We start from the raw sequence: 9,463 nt of genomic DNA, 5'->3' as shown, positions 1-9,463 counted from the left end.
CGGTACGGGTGCGGCAGGCGGCGGGCCCGCGGGCGCCTGGGCGGCGTACGGGTTGGGCTGTCCCGGCGCCTGAGCGGCGGGCGCCGACGGGGCGCCGTAAGGCCCGCTCGGCGCGCCCTGGGGCGTTCCCTGCTGCATCGCGAACGGCTGCCCGCCCTGCTGCGGCGCCGGCGGGGCGTACCACCCCGGCTGTCCCTGTCCCGGCACCGGCATCGGCGGCTGCGCGCCGGGCGGCAGCGGCTGCATCAGCCCTTCCTTCTGGTCGATGGTCGACCGGTAGTCGACGGCACCCTGCGTCATCCGCATGTACGCCTCCTCCAGCGAGGCCTGATGCGGCGACAGCTCCCACAGGCGTACGCCGGCGTCGTGCGCCAGATCGCTGATGCGCGGCAGCGCCAGCCCGGTCACCCGCAGCGCGCCGTCCGGCTCGGGCAGCACCTGGCCACCCGCCTCGGTCAGCGAGGCCGTCAGCTTCTCCCGCTGCTGGGGCTCGGTGTCCGGCGTACGCACCCGTGCGAAGTCGGCCGAGTTGTGCGAGATGAAGTCCTTGACGCTCATGTCGGCGAGCAACTGCCCGCGCCCGATCACGATCAGGTGATCGGCGGTCAGGGCCATCTCGCTCATCAGATGGGACGAGACGAAGACGGTCCGTCCCTCCGCCGCGAGGGACTTCATCAGATTGCGCACCCACAGGATGCCCTCGGGGTCGAGCCCGTTGACTGGCTCGTCGAACAGGAGCACCTGGGGGTCACCGAGCAGCGCGGCGGCGATCCCGAGCCGCTGCCCCATGCCCAGCGAGAACCCCTTGGACCGCTTCTTGGCCACGTCCTGCAGCCCGACGACCCCCAGCACCTCGTCCACGCGCCGCGCCGGAATACCGGACAGCTGCGCCAGGCACAGCAGATGGCTGCGGGCGCTGCGACCGCCGTGCACGGCCTTGGCGTCCAGCAGCGCGCCGACCTGTCTGGGCGCGTTCGGCAGCTTCCGGTACGGGAAACCGCCGATCGTCACATGCCCCGCGGTGGGGTTGTCCAGGCCCAGGATCATGCGCATCGTCGTCGACTTGCCCGAACCGTTCGGCCCGAGGAACCCGGTCACTGCCCCCGGCCGTACCTGGAAGGAAAGGTTGTACACGGCCGTCTTGGCGCCATAGCGCTTCGTCAGGCCGACTGCCTCGATCATTCTCCGCACCCATCGAAGGTTCAGGACGTCGGGGCACACGCCCCCGTAAGGGTTAGGAGCGTATCCGAGCGCTGACGGTTCCGCTCGAACGGAGCCGAGCGTGCCTCGAACGCCAAGGGCCCGCGTCCCCCGAAGGGAACGCGGGCCCCAGTCTGTCACTGGCCCCTCAGAGCGTCACCGGGACTGCTGAGCCGGGACCCCACGGGAGATCGGCTCGTCCTCGGCCGGAGTGCCGGCCGCGGCGACCGCGGCGCCCGTGAGCGTCGCGAGCATCTCGCGGACGTTCGTGAGCTGGGCGTTGATCGAGTCGCGGCGGTTGGTGAGGGCGGCCAGCTCGCGCTCGGATTCCGAGCGGATACGGTCGGCCTTGGCGTTGGCGTCGGCCACGATGTCCTCGGCCTGGCGCTGGGCCGTCTCCACCGTCTGGCGGGCGCGGCGCTCGGCGTCGGTGCGCAGCTTCTCGGCCTCCAGGCGCAGCTGCTCGGCGCGGTGCTCGATCTCGGCGAGGCGCTTCTCCGCCTTGGCCTGGCGGGAGGCCAGGTCGCGCTCGGACTGCTCGCGGCGCTTGGCGAGGTTCGTCTCGAAGTCGGCGGCGGCCTGCGCGGCCTTGGCGCGGGTCTCCTCGAAGAGGGCGTCCGCCTCCTCGCGCTTGGACTGCGCGTCCTTCTGCGCCTCCTGGCGCAGCTGGGAGGCGTCGCTCTTGGCCTTCTCGACGATCCGGACGCCCTCGTCCTCGGCCTTGGCCTTGCGCTCCGCGGCGAACGACTCCGCGTCGTTGCGGACCTGCTGGGCGGCCGACTCCGCGAGATCGCGGTGCTGCTCGGCGGCGCGGCGGGCCTCCTCACGCAGGTCCTTCGCCTCCTCCTCGGCGAGGCGGAGGATCTTCTCGACGCGCGCGCCGAGACCCGCGTACGACGGCTCGGCGTCGGTGACCGCGGCCTGGGCGTTCTGCGTCTCGAGGTGGAGCTCCTCGATGCGCTTTTCCAGAGCAGTGATACGTGCCAGAGCGCTGTCGCGGTCGGAGACGAGCTTCGAGATGCGTTCGTCCACCTGAGCGCGGTCGTACCCACGCCGCACAAGCTCGAAGCCGTAGGGGGAAGTGTCGCTCATGGGGTTCCTGTCGAATGAGACCGGTGAGGTGATAGGTGGAATCCTAGGGGGCGAAGCGGCGTGTCATCGAGCAGATGCGCGTTTGATCTGGAGAATGACACCTCTTTTGAGTGGCGAGCCGCCGATTACTTGCCGGAAACTTTGCACCGGGGCCGTCGACGGGCGTGACTCGACGCCTCCGGTGCCGCCGCGGCAGCCGTCCGACGCCACGCCACGCACCGATCGACGCGGAACTTACCCGCAACTCTCCCGGCGCCGCTAGCCGTCTGACGCCTTGCCACCCGATCGGGGTGCGCCCACGGCGGCGCCGGCCTTGACGCCTCCGTCCTTGCCGCTCGACGGGGCCTCAAAAGACTCCAACGCCTCCAGGACGTCCTGGACACGGGAGATCTCCGCATTGATGTCCTCGCGGCGCCGCACCAGGACCTCCAGCTCCCGCTTGCCCTCCTCGACCGTGCGCCGCGCCTCGCGGATCGCCTCGGCCTTGAGCTCCTCGGCCTCCCGGATGAGCGTGTTCTTCTTCTGCTCGGCCTCCTTCAGGAGACCCTCGGCCTTCTTGACCGCGGCGATACGGACCTTGCCCGCCTCGGAATTGGCCTCCGAGACGAGCTCCTTGGCCTTCGTCTCAGCCTTCCCCAGCTGCTCCTCGGCCGCCCTGATGAGCGCGTCGCACCGGTCACCCGCGGCCTTCATCGTCTCGGCCGACTCACGGCGGGCCCGCGCGTGCAGTGCCTCGATCTCGGCCGTGATGCGGTCGCGCAGCTCCTCCGCGCGCTCCCTGATCGCGGTGGCGTCCCGGCGCGCGCCGACCAGCAGCTCGTCCGCGTCCGTACGGGCCCGCTCCACCAGGGAGTTGCCCTCGACGGTGGCCTCCGACACCAGGCGGTCGGCCTCCGTGCGGGCCGCGCCGACCATGCTGTCGGCCTGCGCCTCGGCGTCCGCGGTGGTCTTGTGCGCGGTCTGCTGGGCCTCGGAAATGAGCTTGTCCGCTTCGGCGGCGGTCTCCGTGATGAGCTTGTCGACCTGCTCGGCCGCCTCCGAGCGCCGCTTGTTGGCGTCCTTGCGGACCTCGTCCAGCGTGCGGTCGGCCTCCTCGCGCGCGGCCGTGGTGAGCCGCTCGGCCTCGGCCTCCGCCTCGGCCCTGAGGCGCTGGGACTCGGCACGGACACGCTCCGCGTGCTGCTGGGCGGAGGCGACGGTCTCGGCCGCCTCGGCGCGCAGCCGCTCCGATTCGCCGGTGGCGTCCGAGATGAGCTTGTCGGCCTTGGCGACGGACTCGGCGCGCAGCCGGTCGACCTCCGCGATCGTCTCGCTGGTGAGCCGCTCCGCCTCGGCCGTCGACTCCGTGATCAGGGTGTCGGCCTGCGCTGCCGCGTCCGACCGGATCCGGTTCGCGTCCTCGCGGGCCTCCGCCCGGGCACGCGACGCCTCCTGCTCGGCGTTCGCGATCGCGTCCGACGCCTCGGTGCGGACACGCTGGGCGTGCTCGGCGGCGTCCGTGCGTACCCGCTCGGCCTCGGCGATCGCCTCCGACACCGTGCGCTCCGCCAGCGACCTGGCGGCCTCCGCCTCCTCGGCCGCCGTGCGCCGGGTGCGGGCCGCGTCCTCGGAGGCGCGCTCCCGCTCGGCGTACGCGTCGGCGCGGACCCGGTCGGCCTCCTCCTCGGCCTCCCGCCGCGTACGGTCCGCCGCGTGCTCGGCGGCGCTGCGCAGCCCGGTGATCTCCTCCTGGGCCTGCTCGTGCAGCCCGGCCACGGAGTCGCGCACCTGCTGGGCGTGCTGCTCGGCGGCCATCACCATCTCGGTGGCCCGCCGGTCCGCCTCCTCGACCAGCCGCAGCGCCTCGGCGTCGGCCTCGTCCACGCGCTTGCGGGCCGCCGCCAGCAGCTCCTCGCTCTGCTCGCGGGCCCGCTCGCGCTCCTGGTCGGCCTCCTGCCGGGCGGAACCGAGGAGATCGTCGGCCTCGCGGCGGCGCCGGGCGGCCTCCTCCTGCGCGGCGGCCAGCGTCTCGGCGCTCTCGGTCGCCAGCCGCTCGGCCGCGGCCAGCGCCTCGGCCCGTACCCGGTCGGCGGTGTCCTGTGCCTCCGACTTCAGCCGCTCCGCCTCGGACGCGGCCTCCGAGCGCAGACGTACGGCGACGGCCTCGCCCTCGGCCCGGGACGCGGACGCGTCGGAAGCCGCCTCGTGGCGCATCCGCTCCGCCTCGGCCTCGGCCTGCGCCTGGAGCGTACGGATCCGCTCGGCGGCCTCGGAACGCAGCCGGTCGGTCTCCTCGGCGGCCTCGCGGCGGATCCGCTCGGCCTCCGCGCGGGCGTCGCTGAGCGCCTGCTCGGCCGAGGCGAGCCGCTGCTCGGCGTCGGAGTGCAGCCGGGTCAGCTCCTCGGCGGCCTCCGCCTCGCGGGCGGCGACCGCGCGCTCGGCCTCCTCGCGCATCTCGGAAGCGGCCCGCTCGGCCTCGGCCTTGATGGTCTCGGAGAGCTCGACGGCCTCGTCGCGCTGCCGCTCGGCCTCCTTGCGCGTGCGGTCCAGGGTCTCCTCGGCCTGGCGGCGCAGCGTCGAGGCGCGCTCGATCGCCTCCGTACGGACCTTCTCGCTGTCCGCCGTGGCCGACGCCCTCAGCTCGTCCGCGTCGGCCTTGGCCTTGGAGAGCAGCTCCTCGGCGGTCCTGGCCGCCTCCTCGATCTGCTGGACGGCCTCGCGCCGCGCCTCGGAGCGGATGCGCTCGCCCTCGGCGACCCCGTCGGACCGCAGCTGCTCGGCCTCGCCGCGCAGCCGGCGCGCCTCCTCCTGCAGCTCGACCGTCTTGGCGCGGTACTCCTCGGTGTCGTCCTTGGCCGCGCCCTTGAGCTGCTCGGCGAGATCCTGCGCCTCGGAGCGCAGCCGGTCCGCCTCGGCCGCGGCCTCCCCGCGGATCCGCTCGGCCTCCTCGGCGGCGGCCTTGATGGTGTTCTTGGCGTCCTCCGACGCCTTGTTGAGGACGTCCTCGGCCGTCTTCGCCGTCTTGGCCAGCTGGGAGGCGGACTCCTCGGCGGTGATGGAGCGGGCCTTGTCGGAGGCCTCCGCGACGATCTTCTCGGCCTCGGCGCGGGCGTCCGCGACGACTTCCTCGGCGGACGCCTTGGTGGCCTCGGCCTCCTTCGTGGCCTCCTCGACCAGTCGGGCGACCTGCTCCTTCGCCGTCCGGGTGCGCTGCTCGTTCGTCGACTCGGCGCTCGACAGGGCCTTGGCCGCGGCCTCCTTGGCCTCGGCGACGACCTTGTCGGCCTCGGTCCGGGCCTTCTGCAGCGCCGTCTCGGCCTCGGCCATGCGCTGCTCGGCGGCCCGGCTCAGCTCGGTGGCCTGGCGGCGGGCGCTGTCCGACTCGGTCGCGGAGGAGGAGCGCAGTTGCTCGGCGTGCTCGGTGGCCTCCTGGGCCTGGGTGGAGGCGGCGTTCAGCAGCCGCTCGGCCTCCGTACGGGCCCGGCGCAGGATCTGGTCGGCCTCGGCGCGGGCCGTGTCCGCCTCGTCCTGGAGCCGCTGGCGGGCCTCGGAAGCCACGCGCTCGGCCTCGGCGCGGGCGGTGGCCAGCGCCTGCTCGGCCTCGGCGCGGGACTCGTCCAGCAGCCGGCGGGCCTGCTGCTCGGAGCGGGCGCGCAGCTGCTCGGCCCAGGACACGTTCTCGTTGACGTGCGACTCGACGTTCTGCCGGCGCTCCGAGAGCTCCTGATCGAGCTGCTGGCGGCGCGCCACCGCCTCGGCGTGCAGCTCCGCCTGGAGGCGGGCGGCCTGCTCGGCGTGCTCCTGGAGGATGCGCTGGGTCTGCGCGCGGGCCTGGCTCAGCTCGCGCTCGGCCTCGGCGCGCAGCTGGTCGGCCTGCACCTGGGCCTGCCGGAGCATCTGCTCGGCCTGGTAACCGATGTCCGATCCGTCGAATGCGGGTCGGGACATGATGGTGCGGCGCGCCTCGTGCAGCTTGGCGCGCAGCACCTCGACCTGGTAGCCGAGGTCCTCGGCGTGCTGGATCGCCTTTTCCCGCTCGGTCTTCAGCCGCTCCATCTCGGCCTCGAACCGAGAGAGGTGGTCGACGTCAGCCGCCGGCTCTCGCTCCTGGCGTTCGTAGCCCCGCACTGCGCGGTCCCATCCGTCCCCTGGTCGCAAGCTTCTCCAAACGAGCTCCGTCCATCCGCCGAACGGGGCCCCCGGGGAATGGTGCCAGATCAACGGCGGAGCGCGGGCTGCCGCCCTAGCCCTCGTCCCCCGAAACCCGGACCCCGGCCCTTGAGCCCCGTCGTCGAAAGGCGGCAGGACCCGGGCCGCCTCCTCGCAAGGCGACGGCCGACCCCAACCCTACCGGCCCATATGTACGGGGGTCAGTGCTCAGGTGACTCAACAGGCGCCGAAGTGACCAGTTCTGTCAGTACGCCGTGACAATCCTTGGGGTGCAGGAACGTGATCCGTGACCCCATGGAACCGCGCCGGGGCTCCTCGTACAGGACGCGTACCCCCTTCTCCCTGATGTCCGCGGACTCCGCGTCGACATCCGCCGTACCGAACGCGATGTGATGGACGCCCTCCCCGTTCTTCGCCAGCCACTTGGCGACGGTGGAGTCCTCCCGGGTCGGTTCCAGGAGTTGCAGGTAGGACGCCCCGCCGTCGTCCGTGCTGTTGATCTTGAGCATGGCCTCGCGTACGCCCTGCTCCTCGTTGACCTCGGAGTGGAACACCTCGAAGCCGTACGTGGCCCGATAGAACTCGACAGTCCTGTCGAGGTCGAAGCAGGCGATCCCGATGTGGTCGATTCGCGTCAACATGGTTTCAGTGGAGCGCTCCTCGAGTGGTTACGCAACGTGCGCGCGATCACACTCTTCGCCGGATGACGAGGTGGTCTACCGCTCAGTACATTCGAAGTAAACCCTCGTTCACTCCTCGGCTGTATCAGCTGGAAGGGGATCGCACCTCATGTCTGGAACGAACGGCAACACCTCGGTGATCGTCGCGGGCGCACGTACGCCCATGGGACGGTTGCTGGGTTCGCTCAAGTCCTTCTCCGGAGCCGACCTCGGCGGCTTCGCGATCAAGGCCGCCCTCGACCGTGCGGGGATCGGTGGCGACCAGGTGCAGTACGTGATCATGGGCCAGGTGCTGCAGGCCGGGGCGGGGCAGATCCCGGCGCGCCAGGCCGCGGTCAAGGCGGGCATCCCGATGAACGTCCCCGCGCTCACCATCAACAAGGTGTGCCTGTCGGGACTGGACGCCATCGCTCTCGCGGACCAGTTGATCCGCGCGGGTGAGTTCGACGTGATCGTCGCCGGCGGACAGGAGTCCATGACGAACGCCCCCCACCTGCTGCCGAAGTCCCGTGAGGGCTTCAAGTACGGCGCGGTGCAGATGCTGGACGCGATGGCGCACGACGGTCTGACCGACGCCTTCGAGAACATCGCCATGGGCGAGTCGACGGAGCACCACAACACCAGGCTGGGCATCGGCCGCGAGGAGCAGGACGCCGTGGCCGCCCTCTCCCACCAGCGGGCCGCGGCCGCGCAGAAGAACGGGATCTTCGAGGCGGAGATCACGCCCGTGGAGATCCCGCAGCGCAAGGGTGACCCGGTCGTTTTCAGCCAGGACGAGGGCATCCGCGGCGAGACCACGGCGGAGTCCCTCGGCAAGCTGCGCCCGGCGTTCACGAAGGACGGCACGATCACCGCCGGTTCCTCCTCGCCGATCTCGGACGGTGCGGCGGCCGTGGTCGTGATGAGCAGGGCCAAGGCGGAGGAGCTCGGGCTGGAGTGGATCGCGGAGATCGGCGCGCACGGCAATGTCGCGGGCCCGGACAACTCCCTGCATTCGCAGCCGTCGAACGCGATCACGCACGCGCTGAAGAAGGAGGGCCTGGAGGTCTCGGATCTTGACCTGATCGAGATCAACGAGGCCTTCGCGTCGGTCGCGATCCAGTCGATGAAGGACCTCGGGGTGTCCACTGAAAAGGTGAATGTCAACGGCGGCGCGATCGCCCTCGGTCACCCGATCGGCATGTCGGGTGCCCGTCTCGTCCTGCACCTGGCGCTGGAGCTGAAGCGGCGGGGCGGCGGGGTGGGCGCGGCCGCGCTGTGCGGTGGCGGCGGGCAGGGTGACGCGCTGATCGTGCGGGTACCGAAGGGCTGAGCGGTTCGCCGCTCTCCCTCGTGTTCGCCGAACCCTCCTCGTGAACGGAGCTGTGATGCAGGACGTCTCCTCGCTGGTCGCCCAGGCCAGGGAAGGCCGGCCGCGGGCCGTGGCCCGGCTGATCTCCCTGGTGGAGGGGGCGTCCCCACAGCTCCGCGAGGTGATGGCGGCGCTGGCGCCGCTGACGGGCGGGGCGTACGTCGTGGGCCTGACCGGCTCTCCCGGGGTCGGCAAGTCGACGTCCACGTCGGCCCTGGTGACGGCGTACCGGAGGCAGGGCAAGCGGGTCGGGGTGCTGGCCGTGGACCCGTCGTCGCCGTTCTCGGGCGGTGCGCTGCTGGGTGACCGGGTCCGGATGTCGGAGCACGCGTCCGACCCGGGCGTGTACATCCGCTCCATGGCCACGCGGGGCCACCTGGGCGGGCTGGCCTGGGCGGCCCCCCAGGCGATCCGTGTCCTGGACGCGGCCGGGTGCGACGTGATCCTCGTCGAGACGGTCGGGGTGGGCCAGTCGGAGGTCGAGATTGCGTCGCAGGCGGACACGTCCGTGGTGCTTCTGGCTCCCGGCATGGGTGACGGGATCCAGGCCGCCAAGGCGGGGATCCTGGAGATCGGTGACGTGTACGTCGTGAACAAGGCCGACCGGGACGGTGCGGACGCGACGGCGCGCGAGCTGAACCACATGCTGGGGCTGGGTGAGTCCCGGGGGCCCGGAGACTGGCGGCCGCCGATCGTGAAGACGGTCGCGGCGCGGGGTGAGGGCATCGACGAGGTGGTCGAGGCGCTGGAAAAGCACCGGGCGTGGATGGAGGAGCGGGGTGTGCTCGCCGAACGCCGTCTGGCCCGTGCGTCCCGGGAGGTCGAGACGATCGCGGTCACTGCGTTGCGGGAGCGGATCGGGGACCTGCACGGGGATCGCCACCTGGGTGCGCTCGCGGAGCGGATCGTGGCGGGGGAGCTGGATCCCTACCGGGCGGCGGACGAACTCGTGGCGGGCCTGACGGAGGGGTGAGCGGGCCTTTCCTCGCCC

Annotated in this window: 6 protein-coding genes; 2 read left to right on the top strand and 4 right to left on the bottom strand. The window is 72.0% G+C overall.

All coding sequences use genetic code 11. From position 1 onward, the window contains the following. The 4 genes from FNH04_RS34740 to mce form a co-directional block, all read right to left on the bottom strand. Nucleotides 1-1,182, bottom strand: a 1,182-nt coding sequence (locus FNH04_RS34740; RefSeq protein ID WP_152789834.1) for an ATP-binding cassette domain-containing protein, incomplete at its 3' end; no start/stop codon positions are given. A 174-nt stretch (nucleotides 1,183-1,356) separates the two neighbouring features. Next, on the bottom strand, nucleotides 1,357-2,292 hold the full coding sequence (locus FNH04_RS34735) for a coiled-coil domain-containing protein (protein ID WP_152789833.1): 936 nt from the start codon (nucleotides 2,290-2,292) through the stop codon (nucleotides 1,357-1,359). A 258-nt stretch (nucleotides 2,293-2,550) separates the two neighbouring features. Further along, complete coding sequence (gene scy / locus FNH04_RS34730; RefSeq protein WP_322724722.1) at nucleotides 2,551-6,399, bottom strand: polarized growth protein Scy; 3,849 nt, start codon at nucleotides 6,397-6,399, stop codon at nucleotides 2,551-2,553. A gap of 242 nt (nucleotides 6,400-6,641) precedes the next feature. Continuing rightward, nucleotides 6,642-7,082, bottom strand: coding sequence for a methylmalonyl-CoA epimerase (gene mce, locus FNH04_RS34725; protein WP_152789831.1), 441 nt, complete (start codon nucleotides 7,080-7,082; stop codon nucleotides 6,642-6,644). A 148-nt stretch (nucleotides 7,083-7,230) separates the two neighbouring features. Between mce and FNH04_RS34720 the strand changes: the two genes are divergently transcribed. Both FNH04_RS34720 and meaB read left to right on the top strand, forming a co-directional pair. Then, nucleotides 7,231-8,433 carry an acetyl-CoA C-acetyltransferase gene (locus FNH04_RS34720; protein WP_152789830.1) on the top strand — a complete coding sequence of 401 codons (1,203 nt, stop codon included), beginning with the start codon at nucleotides 7,231-7,233 and terminating at the stop codon, nucleotides 8,431-8,433. 55 nt (nucleotides 8,434-8,488) lie between these two features. Continuing rightward, complete coding sequence (meaB, locus tag FNH04_RS34715; protein ID WP_152789829.1) at nucleotides 8,489-9,445, top strand: methylmalonyl Co-A mutase-associated GTPase MeaB; 957 nt, start codon at nucleotides 8,489-8,491, stop codon at nucleotides 9,443-9,445. Nucleotides 9,446-9,463 lie beyond the last annotated feature (18 nt).

It is taken from the genome of Streptomyces phyllanthi, assembly GCF_009377205.1.
GTDB lineage: Bacteria > Actinomycetota > Actinomycetes > Streptomycetales > Streptomycetaceae > Streptomyces > Streptomyces phyllanthi.
Note: the sequence above shows the minus strand (reverse complement) of the source record. Positions and strands in the feature narration are given on the sequence as shown.

What these genes read in the sequence shown, in the direction of transcription:
- FNH04_RS34735 (WP_152789833.1), bottom strand. Translation starts at nt 2,292, where the DNA reads ATGAGCGACACTTCCCCCTACGGCTTCGAGCTTGTGCGGCGTGGGTAC.
- mce (WP_152789831.1), bottom strand. Translation starts at nt 7,082, where the DNA reads ATGTTGACGCGAATCGACCACATCGGGATCGCCTGCTTCGACCTCGAC.
- FNH04_RS34720 (WP_152789830.1), top strand. Translation starts at nt 7,231, where the DNA reads ATGTCTGGAACGAACGGCAACACCTCGGTGATCGTCGCGGGCGCACGT.
- meaB (WP_152789829.1), top strand. Translation starts at nt 8,489, where the DNA reads ATGCAGGACGTCTCCTCGCTGGTCGCCCAGGCCAGGGAAGGCCGGCCG.